We start from the raw sequence: 18,846 nt of genomic DNA on the forward strand, positions 1-18,846 counted from the left end.
GGCACAACCCTCATCCTGAGGAGCGGCCTCTTGGCCGCGTCTCGAGGATGAGCTGATGAAACCGCGGCCCATCCTTCGAGACGCCGCGCTTTGCGCGGCTCCTCAGGATGAGGATGTGCCTGAGGCGGGACTCGGATCGCGCTACTCCGCCGCCTGCAGTCTCGCCGCCTTCTTCTTTGGTGCGATCCAGAACGCATCGGGCCGGTCGAACAGGAAGCGAGCGCCGGTTTTCAGCGCCAGCCACCAGATGACCAGCGCGCCGACCACGCCGGCGATGTTGACCAAAATCGCGATCACGCCGAGATCGAGGAAGCCGCCGAATTTCAGCAGCAGCGACCGGCTGATCGCCATCGGCAGAAAGAACGCCAGATAGATCACGATCGAATGCTCGCCGCAGAACCGCAGGCCATCGAGCCAGCGCTTCTCCGCCAGCAGCGTGCCGACCGTGATGATGGCGCAAGCGCCCGCGAGGCCGAGCACCAGCGAGATCAGCGGCCATTCGCTGACGCCGACATGGACCAGCGCGGCATTCACCACCGCCCAGACCGCAAGTCCCGCGAGCGCCAACGCCGGCCGGGCGCGGGCCGCATCCGAGAACGCGAAGACATGCCGGGCGAACAGATAGCCGGTGTAGAAATAGAAGAACCGCGCGCAGAATTCGTCCGGCACCATCCAGCCGGTCTGCACATGCAGCGATTCCAGCACCGCCGCGATTGCCCAGATCAGCAGCGGCGGCAGGCCGCGCGTCGCCTTGGTGACGACGAAGAAGATCGGCAGCAGGTAGATGAACCACAGCGTGCCGAACGGGTCGATGAACGACAGCGCATACAGCTTGGCGACGCCCGCCCAGCCCATCTCGGCCGCGAAGCTCGGCGCCTTGACGGCGAACTGGATCGTCACCCACAGCACGTAGAAGTAAGCGAAGTGCACCACCTTGCGGTCCAGATAGGTCCGCCAGTCGCGGTCGATCACCACCGCCAGGAACAGGCCGGAGATCAGGAAGAAGTCCGGCATCCGGAACGGCTTGGCGAACTCGACCACGTAGTGCATGAAACTGGTCTGGCCCGCGGCCGCTTCGACGCCCAGCACCGAATGCATCATCACCACCATGATGATGCAGATCCCCTTGGCGTAATCGACCCAGTCGACGCGGTCGCCGTGCATGCGCGCCGGAGCATGTGTGCCGTTCGCGGTCATCATTGTTCCTGTCTGATGCGGCTCGGTCGCATCTTCCGCATGATCGGTTGCGTTAGTGTTGCGCGGATCAAGGAATGTGCCGGGTTTGGTGGATTGTGATCGCCGCGGCGGTTTTGCCGCGGATTATGGTTTCTGTTAACCAACCGCGCCGTTCAGCCCCCGAGTGATCCTTGCCCCGAACTTTCGACACGCCGCTTCCGATCGATGATGCCCTCGGTGATCTGACCTCCGCGCTCGCGGCCGGCAGCACCGCCGTGCTGGTCGCGCCGCCGGGCGCCGGCAAGACCACGCGGGTGCCGCTGGCATTGCTCGATGCGCCGTGGCTGCAGGGGCAGAAGATCATCGTGCTGGAGCCGCGCCGCATTGCCGCGCGCGCCTCCGCGGAGCGGATGGCCAAGACACTTGGCGAGAAGCCCGGCGAGACCGTCGGCTACCGCGTCCGGTTCGGCTCGAAAGTGTCGCGCGCGACGCGGATCGAGGTCGTCACCGAAGGCATCTTCACCCGGCAGATCCTCGACGATCCGGAACTGTCCGGCGCCGGCGCCGTGCTGTTCGACGAGTTTCACGAGCGCTCGCTCGATGCCGATCTGGGATTGGCGCTGGCGCGCGACGCGCAGCAGGGCCTGCGTGAAGATCTGCGCATCCTGGTGATGTCGGCGACGATCGATGGGGCGCGTGTCGCCAGGCTGCTCGGCGATGCGCCGGTGGTCGAAAGCCTTGGGCGCGCGTTTCCGGTCGAGACCCGCTATCTCGGCCGCCGCAGCGATGCGCCGATAGAGCGGCAGATGGCAGAGGCGATCGCGTCGGCATTGCGCGGCGATGCCGGCTCGGTGCTGGCATTCCTGCCCGGCGCCGCCGAGATCCGGCGCACCGAGACGATGCTGCGCGAAAGGGTGCAGGACCCGGCGGTCGAGATCGTGCCGCTGTTCGGCGCGCTCGACGCCGCCGTGCAGGACCGCGCCATTCAGCCGGCGCCGAAGGGGCATCGCAAGGTGGTGCTGGCGACCTCGATCGCCGAGACCTCGCTGACCATCGAGGGCGTGCGTATCGTGGTCGATTGCGGGCTCGCCCGCGTGCCACGCTACGAGCCGGATCTCGGGCTGACGCGGTTGGAAACGGTGCGGGCCTCGCGCGCGGCGGTCGATCAGCGCCGCGGCCGTGCCGGCCGTATCGAGCCCGGCGTGTGCTACCGGCTGTGGGACGAGCCGCAGACCGCGTCGCTGCCGGCCTATACGCAGCCGGAAATCCTCAGCGCCGATCTGTCGTCGCTGCTGCTCGATCTGGCGCAATGGGGCGTCGCCGATCCGGCCTCCCTGGCGTTCCTCGATTCGCCGCCGGCGCCCGCGCTGAAGGAGGCGCGCGAGTTGTTGCGCGAGCTCGGCGCGCTGGATGCCGACGGCCGCATCACCGACGAGGGCCGTGCGCTACGGGCGATGGCGCTGCCGCCGCGGTTGGCGCGGATGATCGTCGATGCGGCGCGTTTCGATCATGCCGAGGCGGCCGCCGAGATCGCCGCGATCCTCACCGAGCGCGGACTCGGCGGCGACAGCGCCGACCTCGATGCCCGCCGCGACAACTTCCGCCGCGACCGCTCGCAACGCGCGACGAGCGCGCGACAGATGGCGGAGAGGTGGGCGAGGCAGGCGTCTTCGTCTTCACCTTCCCCCTTGCGGGGCGCCTCTTCTCCCTCCCCGCAAGGGGGAGGGGAGTCACGCCGGGGTTCAGGGCGAGGTGTCGCCGCACAAAGAGAAGTAGCCGGCGAGGAGCTCAGCTCCGGTGTCCTGCTCGCCTTCGCCTTTCCGGATCGCGTTGCCAAGAACCGCGGCAATGGCTCGTTCGTGCTCGCCAATGGCCGCGGTGCCAGTGTTGAGCAGACGTCGGCGCTGGCGCGTGCGCCATATCTGGCGGTCGGTGAGCTCACCGGCACGGCGGCGCACGGGCGTATTTTGTTGGCGGCGCCGATCACGCTGGCGGAAATCGAACGGCATTTCGGCGATCAGATCACCGACGCGGACGACGTCACCTTCGACCGCGCCGCGATGGCGCTGCGGGCGCGGCGGCGGCGCGCGCTGCATGCGATTACGTTCTCCGAAGCGCCGCTTGCGCTGGCGCCATCCGAGCACACCGCGCGCGTGCTGGCCGATGGGCTGATCGCTGCCGGGCTCGACCGGTTGCCGTGGTCGAAGCAGCTTCAGCAATGGCGCGGGCGGGTGATGTTTCTGCGCAAGGCCGAGGGCGAACCGTGGCCAGATCTGTCGGACGACGGCCTTGCCGCGCAGCGCGAGGCTTGGCTGGTACCGGCGCTGTTCGACAAGACCGGGCTCAAGGACATATCGGCCTCGGACCTGTCCGATGCGCTGATGAACCTGCTGCCGTGGGAGTTGCGCAGCCGGCTCGATCGTGAGGCGCCGACGCATTTCGAGGCGCCGACCGGCAGCCATCTGCCAATCGATTACGAGGCCGAACAGGGGCCGACGATCGCGGTGCGGCTGCAGGAGCTGTTCGGGCTGACGACGCATCCGTCGGTTGCCGGCGGCAAGGTGCCGCTGGTGCTCGAATTGCTGTCGCCGGCGCATCGTCCCGTGCAGGTCACGCGCGATCTGCCGGGCTTCTGGCGCGGCTCCTATGCGGGCGTGCGCGCCGATCTGCGCGGCCGCTATCCGCGCCATCCCTGGCCGGAGGATCCGGCGAGCGCACCGCCGACACGGCGCGCCAAGCCGCGCGGGACGTAAACGTCGCGCTGGCTTCATCGGCGCCGCCAGTTCCAAGGCGGCCATTAAGTCTTCGCTCACCCTTTTGGTCAAAATAAACGGCGGCGAGGTCCGCGTCGGTCGCGGGCGGCGCGGGCGCGTGATCCAATCGCGCCGTTCAGGCTGGTGTGAGTAGGCGTGATGCGTAACATCCTGATGATCGCTGTGGTGCTGGCGTTTCTCGGCACCGCCATGGCGCAGATGGCCGATCGTATGATGCCGGCGCCGGCGCAAGCCAGCGTCGCCCACAAGGCGACGATCGGAATGTCATCGAACGCCGCGACGCGCAGCGTTGCCATCCCGCGCGATGCGCGCGGCCATTTCCAGACCGATGGACGGATCGACGGTCAGCGTATCGGCTTCATGGTCGACACCGGCGCGTCGGTCGTGGCGCTCAACGAGCGATCGGCGGCGCTGTTCGGGCTGCGGCCTCGGCCGTCGGAGTACACCGCCAAGGTCTCGACTGCCAACGGCTCCGTCAAGGCGGCGCGGACTCGGCTGGCGATGCTCGACGTCGGCGGACTCATCGTCCGCGATGTCGATGCGCTGGTGCTGCCCGACGAAGCGCTGTCGGAAAATCTGCTGGGCCTGTCGTTTCTGTCGAAGCTGAAGCGCTTCGAATATGCGAATGGCCAGATGGTTCTCGAGCAGTAGGGCGATTTGCCTCGCAGCATTGCCGGAACCTTTTGCTGAAAATCAGACGAGTTCCGCCGGAACAGGATTACTACTCTGGTGTTTCCTCCCCGCTTTTCACCACCCAAGGAGGAGACATCCATGAAGCTCGGTTATGCCCTGGCGGCGCTTACCGCCGCCACGATTGCGCTGCCGTCGGTCGCGTCCGCCGAAACCACCGTTATCAAGAAGGTGTATCGCGACGGTCCGCGCGCTGAAATGCGGCACCACGATCGAGGCTGGCACCGCGGCTGGGATCGTCACCATCACCGTCACGGCGACCGCGTCGTCGTGATCAAGAAGCATCGCTACTAAGCGGCTCGGACACATTCTTCGAGGCGGGGCGGCGGATCGTTCAGATCTGCCGCTCCGCTTCTTTGCGTTGAGGACTCACCCTCGACGTATCAGCATGTCCTTGGCGGCCAGCAGCCCGCCCCCCGCGATCAGCAGGGCGGCGAGCCCCAATGCCGTCGTCGGCTGCGCGTAGCCGGCCAGAATCAGGAAGCCGGTCGAGAGCAGCGGCGTCGCATAGGACGCTGCGCCCAGGACGCGGATATCGCCGCGCTTCATCCCGATATCCCAGGCGTAGAACGCCGCGCCGACCGGTCCGACGCCGAGCGCGATGATCGCCAGCCATTGCGAGATGCTTTGCGGCCAGACCGTCGTCTCGATCGCGCCGTGCACCAGCGCCGCAAGCACGGCCGTCGCCAGGCAGAAACCTGCCACCGCATCGGTCGGCACGGCCTTGAGCCGGCGCGACAGAACCGAATAAGTTGCCCACACGAACGCCGCCACGAACGCGGCGGCGAGTCCAGGCCAATGGGCCCGGTCCAGCGTGGCGCCGCTTCCGAGCAGGAGCAGCGCGGTGCCGGCGAGCCCGAGCAGAGCGCCGGCGAGGTGATGCGGCTTGAGCCGCTCGCCCGGCAGCGCCGAGGAGAACAGCACGATCAACAGCGGCCATAGATAGTTTAGCAGCCCGGCCTCGGCCGGCGGCGCGAGGCGCAGCGCCAGAAAATACAGCGCGTGATAGCCAAACAGGCCGCCGACACCGACCGCCCAGACCAGCGGCGGCTGCCGCAGTGCCTGGATCGCACCGGGGCGTACGATCCAGCCCGTCCCGGCCGCCAGCGCGCCGATCGCGAAGGTCATCGCAGCGAGCTGAAATGGCGGGATCGTTCCGGTCCCCACCGTCATCACCGCGAGCAACGACCACATCAGAATGGCGGAGAGTCCGATCAGTGTTGCGGTCCGCGGCGTCATCGTCGGTTCGTTGGCTGCTGTCGTTGAAAAGGAGAGGGCGGACCGCGGGACGGTCCGCCCTCGAAGATCCGGCGAGGCGAGTGGCCTCACGTCATGTACTGGCCGCCATTGATGGTCAGCGTCGAGCCGGTGATGAATCCGGCGTCTTCTCCCGCCAGGAACACCACGGCGCGTGCGATCTCGTCGGCTTCGCCGAGCCGGTTGCACGGGATCAGCGGCAGGATCGCTTTCTCCAGCACATCCTTCGGCACCGCCTGGACCATTTCGGTATTGATGTAGCCCGGGCAGATCGCGTTCACCGTGATGCCGCCGCGCGCATTCTCCAGCGCCAGCGCCTTGGTGAAACCGATGTCGCCGGCCTTTGCGGCCGAGTAGTTGACCTGACCGAACTGTCCCTTCTGGCCGTTGATCGACGAGATGTTGACGATGCGCCCGAACTTGCGCGCGCGCATGCCTTCGATCACCTGGCGGGTCATGTTGAACAGCGAACCGAGATTGGTGTTGATCACCGCATTCCACTGCTCGAGCGTCATCTTGTGGAACGCGGTGTCGCGCGTGATGCCGGCATTGTTGACGAGAATATCGATCGGACCGAGATCGGCCTCGACCTGCTTCACGCCCGCCGCGCACGCGTCAAACGAACTCACATCCCACTTATATACCGGAATACCCGTCTCATCTTTGAATCGTTCTGCCGCCGAATCATTGCCCGCATAAGACGCTGCGACCGCATGGCCTGCGGCCTTCAACGCCTTGCTGATTGCTGCACCGATTCCGCGCGTCCCCCCAGTCACCAACGCTACACGCGCCATTTCAAAATCCCTCCCGCAATGCTCTTTCTTTTCTAGAATTCGATTGTGTCGTCCTGACTAAAATCCGCCCGCTGACGAACATCAAGCAAAAACGCCCGGCAATCTGCCGGGCGTTTGAACATTCGTTGATGCACTGCACCTTGTAGCGAGTGTTGCAACATCATGCCGCATCGGCGGCGCGATGATGCCTCAATCGCGCGCGAGGCACATCGCGATTCCCATACCGCCGCCGATGCACAGCGTCGCGAGTCCCTTCTTCGAATCGCGCTTCTGCATCTCGTGGAGCAGCGTTACCAGCACGCGCGCGCCGGATGCGCCGACCGGATGACCGATCGCGATCGCGCCACCATTGACGTTGACCTTCGACACGTCCCAGCCGAGATCCTTGTTCACCGCGCAAGCCTGCGCGGCGAACGCTTCGTTGGCTTCGATCAGATCGAGATCGCCGATCGACCAGCCGGCCTTCTTCAGCGCCGCGCGCGAAGCCGGGATCGGGCCGGTGCCCATGATCTTCGGATCGACGCCGGCATGCGCCCACGACACGATGCGGGCGAGCGGCGTCTTGCCTTCCTTCGCGGCCTGGCTCGCTTTCATCAGCACCACGGCAGCGGCCCCGTCGTTGATGCCGGAGGCGTTCGCCGCGGTGACGGTGCCGTCCTTCTCGAACGCCGGCTTCAGCTTGGTCATCGCCTCGATGGTGGCGCCGTGACGGGGATATTCATCGGTGTCGACGACGATGTCGCCCTTGCGGGTCTTGATCGTCACCGGCGCGATCTCGTCCTTGAACTTGCCGGCCTTCTGCGCCGCTTCGGCCTTCTGCTGCGACGAGACTGCAAACTCGTCCTGCTGCTGACGGGTGATCTGATACTGCCGAGCGACGTTCTCGGCGGTGTTACCCATGTGATAGCCGTTGAAGGCGTCCCACAGACCGTCCTTGATCATGGTGTCGATGAACTCGACGCCGCCCATCTTCACGCCACCGCGCAGATACTGGGCATGCGGGGCCATGCTCATCGATTCCTGTCCGCCGGCGACGACGACGTCGGAGTCGCCGTTCATCAGCGCCTGATAGCCGAGCGCGACGGTACGCAGGCCGGAGCCGCACAACTGATTCACGCCCCAGGCGGGGCTTTCAACCGGAATGCCGGCCGCGATCGACGCCTGACGGGCGGGGTTTTGGCCCTGCGCGGCGGTGAGGATCTGCCCCATGATGACTTCGGAGACGCGGCCGGGCTCGATGCCGGCGCGTTCGAGCGCAGCCTTGATGGCAACGGCGCCGAGATCATGCGCCGGCGTATTGGCGAAGGCGCCGTTGAAGCTTCCGACAGCGGTGCGTGCAGCGCTGACGATGACGACATCGTCCGACATGGACATCTCCTGGGGCTCGGGTTGTTTGAACGAATTGGTTGGACGGCGGGTGCCGGTTAGGTCGGCCAGCGTCGGCGGCCATCCTGAGAATGCGGCCCCTGCGTGTCAATCGGGGACGCGGTCTTCCTGCTTATAAAGTCACGCGCCCGGCACGGTTCAAGGCACTTTGTGCCTGCCGATTAACCGCCGGCGCACAAAACGGTAGCCGAACCGCAATGGAAGTGCTTACTTTATTGCATTGCGTCTCTGCCCCGTCGTCGGGAGCGGCGGGTTCCTTTCCTCCATGCGTGTGGGTGCCATGGCGAAATCAGACCAACCAACGACAATCAAAAAATACGCGAACCGGCGGCTCTACAACACCGGCACCAGTACCTACGTAACACTCGAAGATCTCGCCGCGATGGTGAAGGAAGGCGAGGACTTTCTCGTCTACGACGCCAAGACCGGTGACGACATCACCCGCTCGGTGCTGGCGCAGATCATCTTCGAGCAAGAGAACAAGGCAGGTCAGAACCTGCTTCCGACCACTTTCCTGCGCCAGCTGATCCGCTTCTACGGCGACAGCATGCAGATGGTGGTGCCGAAATATCTCGAGCAGTCGATCGACTCGCTGACGCGCGAGCAGGAGAAATTTCGCAAGCAGATGACTTCGACCTTGAGCATGACGCCGTTCGCGCCGCTTGAGGAAACTGTCCGCCGCAACATGGAGCTGTTTCAGCAGACCTTCAACATGTTCGTGCCGCGCAAGCCGAACCAGGAGGTCGAAGTGGAAGCGGGCGGCGCCGAGCCGGCGCGCGATGCGGACAATATCGACGACCTTCGTCGCCAGATGAAGGACATGCAGGACCGGCTCGATCGGATGTCGCTCGATCATCCGAAGAAGGACGAAGCGTAGGCCGCTTCGTCATAGCCCGGACTTCACGAGCAGGCGAAGTGATCGCTAGTCAGTGATGACTTCGCCTGTGCGATCCCGGTTGATACCTGGTGATCCCTGGCTCGTGACCCTGAACGTCAGCGCCGCTCACTTCGCCGCGCGGGCGCCGATCGAGGCGGCGTCGGGTGCGCCTGCTTTTTGCCAGGGACGATGCTGCGAAGCGAGGCCGATCAGCCGGCCCTGGATGTAGTCACAGCCCCAGCCGCGCAAGAGTGCCGCCGACTCGTCGTCCTGCACCCATTCGGCCACCGTCTTGATACCGAGCCGACGCGCCAGATCGATCAACGTCTGCACGAAGGCGCGGTCATCCGCAGAGCGGGCGATGTTCTGAACGAAGGCGCCGTCGATCTTGACGATATCGACGCCGAGATTGCGCAGGTTGCGAAACGAGGTGTAGCCGGCGCCGAAATCGTCGATCGCGATCCTGGCGCCGAACTTCTTCAGCCGGGTCACGAAGCCACGGACCTCGTTGAGGTCCTGGATCGCGACGGTCTCGGTGATCTCGACGATCAGCCGCTCGGCGACGCCGGGATGCGCCAGCATCAGCGACTCGATCCCGGCCCACCAGTCGGCATCCATCGTGGTGTCGGGTGAGATGTTCAGGCTGAGCGTCGTCTGCGGCGCGGCGGCGAGCTCGGCCACCACCAGCTCGAGGACGCGATGGTCGACCAGCCGGATCAGCCCGAGCCGTTCGGCCACCGGCACGATATCGGGGGCGAGCAGCACCTGGCCGTCGTCCTGGACCATGCGGACGAGGCATTCGTGGAAAGCCGGCCCGCGGGATGCGGCGTCAACCACTGGTTCGTAGGCCAGCACGATACGCCGCTCGTTGAGTGCGGTGACGATCTCGTCGGTGACGCGAATGTTGACGCGGCGCTGGGCGTCGCGTTCGACGTTCGGGCGCCACATCGACAGCGTGCCGCAGCGGCGATGCTTGGCGGCCGACAGCGCCTCCTGGGCGCGGTTGATCGCTTCTTCGGCGGTGCGGGCGTGACGTGGCGATGCCACAGCGCCGATCGACGCGGTGACCGACACCGGCCCGGAGCGGGTCGGTACGATCTCCTCGCCCACCGCGGCGAGGAAGCGCTCGGCCGCGACCTGGGCGTCGTCGGCGGTGCAGTTCTTCAGGATCAGGCCGAATTTGTTGCCTGAGAATCGGCCGAGCTGATCGCCGGAGCGGAGCCGCGCGCGAATCCGCTGCGCGACCGTGCAGATCACCTCGTCGGCGACATCGAAGCCGAACGAATCGTTGATCCGCGCCAGATGGTCGAGGCCGATCAGCATGAAGCTGAGCCCGTTGCGGAAGCGCGAGGCCTCCTCGATCGCCTCGGCAAGCGCTGCCACCAGATGAGTGCGGTTGAGTTCGCCGGTCAGCGGGTCATACTGCGACAGCTTCAGAAGCTGCTCGTCGCGGGCATGGCGTTCGTTGTTGACGCGGACGATACCTTCGACGCGCGTGGGCCGGCCGTCCGAGCCCGGATACCAGCAGCCGCTTTCCTCGATCCAGGTCACCGGCGCCGACGTCGTCGCGCGGACGCCGTACTCAATTCGATAAGGCACGCAATTGGCGCCGGCGGCCGCTGCGGTCGTGAGCAGGGCGTCGGTGCGGACCGCACGTGATGGCTCGAGCAGTGCGGCGAACCCGGCTCCGGTCGATAGCGTGTCCGGCGGGACGTCGTGGAACATGTCCGCGGCGCATCCGGTCCAGACCAGCGCGTCGCTCGGTAGATCCCAGACGAAGGCGGCCTGCCCGAGCGCCGCCAGGATCGCGGACGGATCGGGTCCAGCCGGACGGGCGTGCTGCTCGGCGGCGGATCGGGCTGGCGGCACAACTGCCTCGTTTCGGGACGGAATCAGGAGATTCTCCACCCACAATAGGGTGCAGCACGCTGGTCAGGCTAGGCGGAGATCGTTAACAATCTGGAAACCTATTCAGGGCGGGACCTCGGAACGATACTAGGCGACCCGGCATATTGTTTGCGAAGCTTATCACCAGACAAGGCATATGTCCCGAAGCGGTGCAGGTTGAAGGGCGATGACAGGCATCCGGATCGATCAAAGCGACGAGATTCACGGCTTCGACCCGGCTGACGCCGTCGAGGCCGAGCTGATCGAGCCGGTGCCCGCGCCGGTGATGCAGGCACAGCCGCGGATGCGCTACACCGACCGCACAGTGCGGCCCTCGGCGAACTTCGTCGCTCAGTTGATGGCGATTGAAGGCGGTTATCCGCAGACCCGTGGGGTGTTTCGCGCCGAGCCGGATCAGGCCTCGGCGGCGTATCGGTCGACACGCGCCTACGCGGCCGGGCGAACCCGGCGAATGTCCTGACCCAATCCTGACTATCTCAGCGCTGAGGCTGGGGACCCACGGTCTCGTCGGCCGGCTGCAAGGCCGGCGACTGGACACGCGGAGATGCCGTCGTGCCGACTGATGCGGCGACCGGCTGCGGGCGGTCGAGCAAAACGGCTTCGGCGATCGAAGCGGCCGAGCTGGAGGCCGAGGCTTGAGAAGCTGCGGCCGGCGTGGCCGACTGCGTCGGCTCGGAGACGGCCGGCGTCAGGGTCGGCTCTTTGCGAGGCGCGGCTTCGGCTTGAGCTTCGGCGGGCGGAGCCACCGGCGCCTGCCGCGCGGCCCGCGGCTGCGGACGGCGGCGCAGCGCGATCCCGGCGAGGACATCGACCAGCATCAGCGTCGCCAGCAGAAACACGGTGGTGTTGGCGAACTGCGGCAGCATGACGAATTCCGCCACGGTACCGCCGAGCACCAGCAACGACAGCAGATGATCGGTGAGGTATTTGCCGCCTGGCTTGCCTGCCTTGATCACTTCGAACATCAGCAGCAGCGCGCCGAGTGCGACCAGCATGTCGCTCGCCCTGATCGTCCAGACCGTTCCCGAGGGCAGCGCGATGCTGGTCAGCGCGGCGTCGAAGCCGACGCCGGGCATCAGGAAATTGACGATGTTGCAGATCGCGATCGGGATCAGCAGCAGCGGGAAACCGATAATCGACATCGGCGAAGCCTGTTGTTCAGAAAGAGCACGACCATGGAGGCACCCGTCCGGGTGGACGGAGGCTACTCTCTAACGCAACAGTTGGAGCAGATTCGGGCGTGGGCGGCGATTATCAGAGAGTCGCACCCACTGTCGGGGACATGCGGCTCCGATTTCGCACCTGCCGATCAGGGACGCATGGAAGCGATCCATCGGCAGGCCCGCGGGGCGGGCGCGGCAAGGCCGCGCCGCCATAACCTGAGCCTAGGCTCAGGCGTCCTTCTTATTGATGACCTGGCGGCCCTTGTACATCCCGGTCTTGAGGTCGAGATGATGCGGGCGGCGCAGTTCGCCGGAGTCCTTGTCTTCCGCGTAGGTCGGGCGCTTCAGCGCGTCCGCCGACCGGCGCATGCCACGCCGCGAGGGCGAAGTTTTTCTTCTCGGAACGGCCATATCGTTGATCCTTGACGGGATTGATCTCGTCGTCCACGGCGGGACGGCCCGGCACTCGCGCGCAGGCGGAAAGCTAAGGCCGGGCTTATAACGGAAGCCCCGGCGCAATGCTAGGCCTGCGAGCAGCCTAAATCGCCTCAGGAGGCGCTATTTTCGCGCCAGCACGACTGCAGTTCGGCAGATCGGGCCCGCGCCACGTAGGTTGCGGCCAGACGGCGCACGCCCGGACCGGGCTTTTTAGCGCTGCGGATCCGCGGATTGGGCAGGATTGCGGCCATCAGCGCGGCTTCCTGCGCGGTGAGGCGGGCGGCCGACCCGCCGAACGCATAGGCGGCGCCGGCTTCGGCGCCGAACTGCCCGTCGGGTCCCCACTCGGCGATATTCAGATAGAGTTCGAGAATCCGCTGCTTGGACAGCACGAAGTCGATCCAGAGCGCGAGCGGAAACTCCAGCGCCTTGCGCACGACGCTGCGGCCCGGCCACAGGAACAGGTTCTTGGCGACCTGCTGGGTGATGGTGGAACCGCCGCGGGTGGCCTCGCCGTCCTGCATGTCGTCGATCACGTCGCGCACGGAATCCCAGTCGATGCCATGATGGCTGCAGAATTTGGCGTCCTCGGAGGCGACCACGCTGCGCGGCAGGGCCGGCGAAATCCGCTCGATGTCGATCCAGTCGCGCGTCACCGGCGCCCCGGTCAGGCTGCGCCAGATCATCAGGGTCGAGACCGGATGGCCGGCGCTGTACATCAGCGTCAGCACATAGGGTGCCACCAGCAGGAGAAGCAGGACCACAAAGGCCGCGCGCAGCAGGCGTCTCATCCGCTCCGGCCCCGCGCCGGCCCGCCCCGGAGGGCCGCAATCATCGCATTGCCCGGCATCGGCTCGGCTCCCTTGCTGCGTCGCCTCGCCCTGCGCCGAATTGACGAAGACGGCGCCATGGTGAAATGGTCCGGCCGAATTTTATCTGGAGCACTTTCGAATGGCCACCGGCACGTCCACGATCGATTTCGCCAAACGTCTCGACGCTACCGCCGAAGAGACCGAAGCCCTGCTCGGACGGCTGCTGTCCGACGACTTGCTGCCGGACGAGATCGCCCGTCCCCGACGGCTGATGGAGGCGATCCGCTATTCGACGCTCGGCGGCGGCAAGCGGTTGCGTCCGTTCCTGGCGGTCGAGAGCGCCGCGGTGTTCGGCGCCAGCCGCGCCGGTGCGCTGCTGGTCGGCGCCGCGCTCGAATGCATCCATTGCTATTCGCTGATCCACGACGATCTGCCGGCGATGGACAATTCCGATCTGCGCCGCGGACGTCCGACGCTGCACAAGGCCTATGACGATGCCACCGCGATCCTCGCCGGAGATGCGCTGCTGACGCTGGCATTCGACATCATCACCCGCGACGAGGTGCACGCCGACGCCAAGGTGCGGCTTGATCTCAATCGCGTGCTGGCGCGCTGCGCCGGCCTTGGCGGTATGGTCGGCGGCCAGATGCTCGATCTCGCCGGCGAAGGCCGGTTCGGCGATCGCGAACCGGTCGATGTGGCAAAGTTGCAGCAAATGAAAACCGGCGCGTTGCTGCGCTACGGCTGCGTCGCAGGTGCGATCCTCGGCCAGGCGACGGCAGATCAATACCGCGCGCTCGACGATTACGGCCGCGCGCTCGGCGAGGCGTTCCAGATCGCCGATGATCTGCTCGACGTCGAAGGCGATGCCGCCGCTCTCGGCAAGCCGGCCGGTGCCGACGCCGCGCTCGGCAAGACCACCTTCGTCACCCAGCTCGGCGTCGACGGCGCCAAGCAACGCGTCCGCGATCTGATCGCGCGGGCCGACGAGGCGCTGGCGCCGTTCGGCGCCAAGGGCGACGTGCTGCGCGCCGCCGCGCGTTTCGTGGCCGAACGCAAGAACTGATCGCATGACCCGCGAAGCGCCCGAGGACAGCCGCCTCCTGCGCTTTCGCAAACTGCCGCGCGCGGTGCGCGTGGTGTACTCGCGGCCGCGATTGTTCATCTCGATCGCGGTCGGCGTTGTTGCGGCGCTGCTGTTGCCGGCGTGGCTACGGCCGGTGACGCAGGCGCTGATCGCCTGGGACGTCTCGATCGTGGTGTATCTGACGCTCGCGTTCGCCATGATGGCGCGCTGCGGCGTCGACTACATCCGGCGCAATGCGGTGCTGCAGGACGATGGACGTTTCCTCATCCTGCTGGTGACGGCGACCGGCGCATTCGCCAGTATCGCGGCGATCGTGTTCGAACTCGGCGCCGGCCATCGCGGCGGCGCCGAGTTGCTACTTGCCATCGTGACGATCGCGCTGTCCTGGGCGGCCGTGCACACGACCTTCGCGCTGCACTACGCGCATGAGTATTACCGCGGCAGCCAGGCCGGCGGCCTCGCTTTCCCGGGCGGTGACGAGCAGGAAGACGCCGACTATTGGGACTTCGTGTACTTCTCGTTCGTGATCGGAATGACCGCGCAGGTGTCCGATGTCGGGATCACCGACAAGACGATCCGGCGCACCGCGACGGCGCATGGCGTGGCGTCGTTCGTCTTCAACACCGCGCTGGTCGCCCTGATGGTCAATATCGCCGCCAGCGCGCTGTAAGCGGTCAGGCGTCCGTGTCGGGGTCCACGGCGAGCGTGCGGACGATGTCGAGCAGCCTGCGGGCATCGGGGCGCTCGGCGCTGGCGCCCGCCTCGTCGCCGGCTTCGGCGAAGCGGCGATGTTCTTCCTGGCTGCGGCCGAGGAACGCCAGCGGCCACGCAGGAAACGCACGTTCTGGCGCCGGCCCGAATATCACCACCTGAATGTCGCCGTGGCGCTCGTCGCGCTGGATCTTCTCGAACACCATCTCGACGGCGCGGATCTCCCCCTCCAGCAGCTGCGCGAACAGCCCGCGGTCGAACGCCAGCGCGCCCGTCACGCCGAGCAGCCGGTTGTTGCGCCTGGCCGAGACCAGAATGGACCTGATCGCCGCGTCGATGTCGTCGGCTGTGCCGTCGACTCGGTTCCTGCTCCAGTAAATGCAGCGATAGGGCCGGATCGGCATTCAGGCGACCTGGGGGCAGTCGCTGAGGCTGGGGTAGGGTGAGACCTTGCTGACGGAAAGAAAGCCGATGACGTCTTCGGGCGGCAGCGGCCGGCTGATCAGATAGCCTTGCACATGCGTGCAGCCGGCCGTGCTGATCCGCTCCATGTGCTCGGTGGTTTCGACGCCTTCGGCCACCGTTGCCATTCCGAGATTCTGGCCGAGCGACGCGATCGCCCGCACGATCGCGCGGTTGCCGGGATCTTCCGAGGTGCCGCGTCCGAAGCTCTGGTCGATCTTGATCTTGTCGAACGGGAAGCTGCGTAGGTAGCCGAGCGACGAATAGCCGGTGCCGAAATCGTCGAGCGAGACGCGCACGCCAGTGGCGCGTAGCCGCTGCAGTACGCCGAGCGCAGTGCCGCGTGCATCGAGCATGACGCTTTCGGTGATCTCGAGCTCCAGCCGGCGGGGATCGAGCGTGCTGTCCGCCAGTGCCGACAGCACCGTCGTCGACAGCGCGCGATTGGCGAATTGCACCGCCGAGACGTTGACCGCGACGGTGATGTCGTCCGGCCAGCCCGCCGCGTCGCGGCAGGCGGTGCGCAGCACCCATTCGCCGATCGGGCCGATGATTCCGGTTTCCTCGGCGAGCGGAATGAATTCCATCGGCGAGACCGGCCCGCGCGTCGGCGAATTCCAGCGCAGCAGCGCTTCGAATCCGGTGACGCGTCCGCTCTGCAGGTCGAATTGCGGCTGATACACCAGCGAGAATTCGCGCAGCGCAAGTGCCCGGCGCAGATCGGTTTCCAGCGCGCGGCGCGCCTTCATGGTCTGATCCATGCCGGATTCGAAGATGCAGTAATCCGCGGTGCGGTCCTGCTTGGCGCGATTGAGCGCAAGGTCGGCGTTCTTGATCACCCCGTCGACGTCGGCGGTGTCTTGCGTGAGCGGCGCGATGCCGACGCGGGCGCTGACCTCGATCAGCTGTCCTTCCAGCATATAGGGTCGGCTCAGCAGATCGCGCAGCCGTTTCGCCAGAGCGATTGCGGAGCCGGGCTGGATCCGGCCCGAGTGGATGATGCCGAACTGGTCGCCGTATAACCTGGCGACGACGTCTTCCTCCGACACCGTGGCACGGATTCGCCGGGCCACCAGGCACAGCAGGGCGTCACCGATGTTGCGGCCCAGCGTATCGTTCACGGCCTTGAAGCGGTCGAGATCGATGGTCAGCAGCGCGTAACTCTCGCGCATCGTCTCGGAGTCGCCGAGCAGCTCCTGCAGCCGTTCGCGGAGCAGTTGGCGGTTGCCGAGTTCGGTCAGCCGGTCGGTGCGGGCCAGCTTGGCCTCGCGAGCGGAGCGGTCGAACTGATCGGTGATGTCCTCGCAACTGACGAAATAGCCCGGCGGCAGCGCCATCACTTTGATGCGCAGAGTGCGGCCGTTGACCGTCAGCACCGGCTTCTGGTGGGCCGCTTCGCCCCAGCTCGCGATCTGCAGCCGTGCCAGCAGGTCGCTCGGCGGCGCGCCGTCGAACAGCCGCTCGAAGGCCGGGTTCGTCATCAGCACGCGATCGTCCGGCGCGATCATCGCGAGGCCGGCATCGGAGGTCGCAAAGACCGAGAGCGCCAGCTCAGCAGCCTGTTTCGACGACACCTGACGCGTCGAACTTCGCTTGCGTGAACGCGATTTGCCCGCCTGAGTAATGGAGTGCACCGATCCCATGCAGGAACAAAGCGCCGTGAACCTTGCCAAAGGTATAACTGGTTATATCCCCGTCGGCCGAAAGTGAATTTCGGGTTATCGAAGCGCCGCAGACCTGACTTATCCTTGAATTAAATCGGCGCAACGGATCGCCGGCTTCGTGAGGATCGGCGGCCGCAATGAGCGGCTGGTATCACTTGACGAGCCTTGGTGGCCGCGCGACAGATCATCACGGCCACCCGCCAACAACCTCGCGGTCTCGTGGAAGCAAAATTCCAGATCTTTCTGATGCTGCTGGCGGTGCTGGCCGTCACCGCGCTGCTGGCGCGCCGCTTCAACGTTGCGCCAGCGATTCTGCTGCTGATCGCCGGCATCGCGCTGGCCTTCATTCCCGGCATTCCCAGGATCGAGCTGCCGCCGGAACTCATTCTGCTGGTGGTTCTGCCGCCGCTGATCTACTCGGCCAGCGTTGCGATGAGCTGGCGTGAGTTTCGCGCCAATCTGCGCGCGATCGGCCTGCTGGCGATCGGATGCGTGATCTTCACGGCTTTCGCGGTGGCGCTGGCGACGCACTATCTGCTGGGGCTGGAGTGGAGCGTGGGCTTTCTGCTCGGTGCCATCGTGGCGCCGCCGGATGTCGTGGCGCCGCTGGCGATCGCCCGCAAGCTCGGATTGCCGCGTCGGATCGTCGTCGTGCTGGAAGGCGAGGGGCTGGCCAACGACGCCACCGCACTGATCCTGTACCGCTTCGCACTGGCGGCGATCCTGACCGGAATGTTCTCGCTGCCCAAGGCGTCCGGCACGTTCGTGGCTATTCTGGCCGGCGAGATCGCATTCGGCATCGCGATCGGCTGGCTCAGCCTGCGTCTGCGACGCTGGGCGCGCGACTCGCAGATCGAAATCACGCTGTCGCTGCTGACGCCCTACATCGCGTACTGGATTCCGGAGCATCTCGGCGGCTCCGGCGTGATCGCCACGGTGGCGTGCGGGCTCTACATCTCATGGAATGGCCCGTTGATGATCTCGGCGGCGACCCGGCTGCAGGGCATCTTCTTCTGGGACCTGGTGATCTATCTGATCGAAGGCGTGCTGTTTCTGCTCACCGGCTTCGAGGTCCGGGCGATCCTAGAGCGGTCGAAAGGGGTGCCGTTCGACGAGCTCGTGGCGGCGACGCTGCTGGTCGCCGCGATCGTCATCGTGGCGCGGTTCGTCTGGGTCTATCCGGCAACCTACCTGCCGCATCTGCTGAGCGGGCGGGTCCGCGCGCGTGAGACCGTGCCGTCGTGGCGGGCGACCTTCGTGGTGGCGTTCACGGGGGTGCGCGGTGCGGTGTCGCTGGCGACCGCCCTGGCGCTGCCGTTTGCGCTGCCGGATGGCTCCGGCTTTCCGGATCGCGATCTGATCCTGTTCGTGGCGTTCGGCGTCATCCTGATCACGCTGGTCGGGCTCGGCCTGACGCTGCCGAGCGTCGTTAGGGCGCTGGGCATTTCGCAGGTCGGCGAGAGCGAGCACGTCGTCGAGCACGAGAACGAGATCGCGGCGCGGCGCGAGGCGCTGGCCGCCGCGTTGAAGTCACTGCGGACGATGACCACCGACCGCGACTTGTCGGCCGAAGTGGTGAAGCTGCTGCATGCCCGCCACGACATCCGCGCGCGCCAGCTGCCGAACTCGCTGGATGACGACGCCTAT

General features: G+C 66.1%; 18 protein-coding genes. 8 read left to right on the forward strand and 10 right to left on the reverse strand.

The annotated features are described in order from the left end of the window. Positions 1-141: 141 nt before the first annotated feature. A complete protein-coding gene (locus ACOJTD_RS21185) occupies positions 142-1,197 on the reverse strand; it encodes an acyltransferase family protein (protein ID WP_420134833.1) in 1,056 nt (351 codons plus the stop codon). Between the two features lie 170 nt (positions 1,198-1,367). Between ACOJTD_RS21185 and hrpB the strand changes: the two genes are divergently transcribed. The 3 genes from hrpB to ACOJTD_RS21200 all read left to right on the forward strand — a co-directional run bounded on the left by hrpB (position 1,368) and on the right by ACOJTD_RS21200 (position 4,934). Next, the gene (gene hrpB, locus ACOJTD_RS21190) at positions 1,368-3,929 is read left to right on the forward strand and encodes an ATP-dependent helicase HrpB (RefSeq protein ID WP_420134834.1); all 2,562 of its coding nucleotides are present in this window, start codon (positions 1,368-1,370) and stop codon (positions 3,927-3,929) included. A 159-nt stretch (positions 3,930-4,088) separates the two neighbouring features. After that, positions 4,089-4,601 carry a TIGR02281 family clan AA aspartic protease gene (locus ACOJTD_RS21195; RefSeq protein WP_420134835.1) on the forward strand — a complete coding sequence of 171 codons (513 nt, stop codon included), beginning with the start codon at positions 4,089-4,091 and terminating at the stop codon, positions 4,599-4,601. A gap of 120 nt (positions 4,602-4,721) precedes the next feature. Then, entirely contained in the window at positions 4,722-4,934 is a 213-nt protein-coding gene (locus tag ACOJTD_RS21200) for a hypothetical protein (RefSeq protein ID WP_420134836.1), read from the forward strand. Between the two features lie 75 nt (positions 4,935-5,009). Here ACOJTD_RS21200 and ACOJTD_RS21205 read toward each other — a convergent pair whose 3' ends face one another. The 3 genes from ACOJTD_RS21205 to ACOJTD_RS21215 form a co-directional block, all read right to left on the reverse strand. Further along, the gene (locus tag ACOJTD_RS21205; protein WP_420134837.1) at positions 5,010-5,879 is read right to left on the reverse strand and encodes a DMT family transporter; all 870 of its coding nucleotides are present in this window, start codon (positions 5,877-5,879) and stop codon (positions 5,010-5,012) included. A gap of 86 nt (positions 5,880-5,965) precedes the next feature. Then, on the reverse strand, positions 5,966-6,691 hold the full coding sequence (phbB, locus tag ACOJTD_RS21210; protein WP_420134838.1) for an acetoacetyl-CoA reductase: 726 nt from the start codon (positions 6,689-6,691) through the stop codon (positions 5,966-5,968). Between the two features lie 189 nt (positions 6,692-6,880). Continuing rightward, positions 6,881-8,059 (reverse strand): acetyl-CoA C-acetyltransferase, encoded by a 1,179-nt coding sequence (locus tag ACOJTD_RS21215; RefSeq protein ID WP_420134839.1) that lies wholly within the window; start codon positions 8,057-8,059, stop codon positions 6,881-6,883. Positions 8,060-8,357: 298 nt separating this feature from the next. Here ACOJTD_RS21215 and phaR point away from each other — a divergent pair, with 298 nt between their 5' ends. After that, positions 8,358-8,954 (forward strand): polyhydroxyalkanoate synthesis repressor PhaR, encoded by a 597-nt coding sequence (gene phaR / locus ACOJTD_RS21220; RefSeq protein ID WP_420134840.1) that lies wholly within the window; start codon positions 8,358-8,360, stop codon positions 8,952-8,954. 126 nt (positions 8,955-9,080) lie between these two features. On the opposite strand, the gene ACOJTD_RS21225 is transcribed toward phaR, so the two are convergent. Next, positions 9,081-10,823: a putative bifunctional diguanylate cyclase/phosphodiesterase gene (locus ACOJTD_RS21225; RefSeq protein WP_420134841.1), complete on the reverse strand. Its 1,743-nt coding sequence runs from the start codon at positions 10,821-10,823 to the stop codon at positions 9,081-9,083. 205 nt (positions 10,824-11,028) lie between these two features. On the opposite strand from ACOJTD_RS21225, the gene ACOJTD_RS21230 reads away from it, so the two are divergent. Further along, positions 11,029-11,322, forward strand: a complete 294-nt coding sequence (locus ACOJTD_RS21230; RefSeq protein WP_420134842.1) for a hypothetical protein — start codon at positions 11,029-11,031, stop codon at positions 11,320-11,322. Between the two features lie 16 nt (positions 11,323-11,338). Here the strand turns inward: ACOJTD_RS21230 and ACOJTD_RS21235 are convergent, their stop codons facing one another. The 3 genes from ACOJTD_RS21235 to mtgA form a co-directional block, all read right to left on the reverse strand. Beyond that, positions 11,339-12,004 carry a hypothetical protein gene (locus tag ACOJTD_RS21235; RefSeq protein WP_420134843.1) on the reverse strand — a complete coding sequence of 222 codons (666 nt, stop codon included), beginning with the start codon at positions 12,002-12,004 and terminating at the stop codon, positions 11,339-11,341. Between the two features lie 249 nt (positions 12,005-12,253). Continuing rightward, on the reverse strand, positions 12,254-12,436 hold the full coding sequence (gene rpmF, locus ACOJTD_RS21240; protein ID WP_420134844.1) for a 50S ribosomal protein L32: 183 nt from the start codon (positions 12,434-12,436) through the stop codon (positions 12,254-12,256). Positions 12,437-12,573: 137 nt separating this feature from the next. Next, positions 12,574-13,254, reverse strand: a complete 681-nt coding sequence (gene mtgA / locus ACOJTD_RS21245) for a monofunctional biosynthetic peptidoglycan transglycosylase (RefSeq protein ID WP_420134845.1) — start codon at positions 13,252-13,254, stop codon at positions 12,574-12,576. A 160-nt stretch (positions 13,255-13,414) separates the two neighbouring features. Between mtgA and ACOJTD_RS21250 the strand changes: the two genes are divergently transcribed. Both ACOJTD_RS21250 and ACOJTD_RS21255 read left to right on the forward strand, forming a co-directional pair. After that, on the forward strand, positions 13,415-14,341 hold the full coding sequence (locus ACOJTD_RS21250; protein WP_420134846.1) for a polyprenyl synthetase family protein: 927 nt from the start codon (positions 13,415-13,417) through the stop codon (positions 14,339-14,341). Positions 14,342-14,345: 4 nt separating this feature from the next. After that, positions 14,346-15,032 (forward strand): DUF1345 domain-containing protein, encoded by a 687-nt coding sequence (locus tag ACOJTD_RS21255; protein WP_420134847.1) that lies wholly within the window; start codon positions 14,346-14,348, stop codon positions 15,030-15,032. 4 nt (positions 15,033-15,036) lie between these two features. Here ACOJTD_RS21255 and ACOJTD_RS21260 read toward each other — a convergent pair whose 3' ends face one another. Together ACOJTD_RS21260 and ACOJTD_RS21265 are read right to left on the reverse strand one after the other, a co-directional pair. Further along, on the reverse strand, positions 15,037-15,477 hold the full coding sequence (locus tag ACOJTD_RS21260; protein ID WP_420134848.1) for a BLUF domain-containing protein: 441 nt from the start codon (positions 15,475-15,477) through the stop codon (positions 15,037-15,039). Then, positions 15,478-17,109: a putative bifunctional diguanylate cyclase/phosphodiesterase gene (locus ACOJTD_RS21265; RefSeq protein WP_420134849.1), complete on the reverse strand. Its 1,632-nt coding sequence runs from the start codon at positions 17,107-17,109 to the stop codon at positions 15,478-15,480. It lies immediately after the preceding gene. 309 nt (positions 17,110-17,418) lie between these two features. Here ACOJTD_RS21265 and ACOJTD_RS21270 point away from each other — a divergent pair. Next, positions 17,419-18,846 (forward strand): Na+/H+ antiporter (locus tag ACOJTD_RS21270; protein ID WP_420134850.1); only part of this gene is annotated, 1,428 nt, incomplete at its 3' end.

The sequence above is a fragment of the Rhodopseudomonas sp. genome, from assembly GCF_048594845.1.
Taxonomy (GTDB): Bacteria; Pseudomonadota; Alphaproteobacteria; order Rhizobiales; family Xanthobacteraceae; genus Rhodopseudomonas.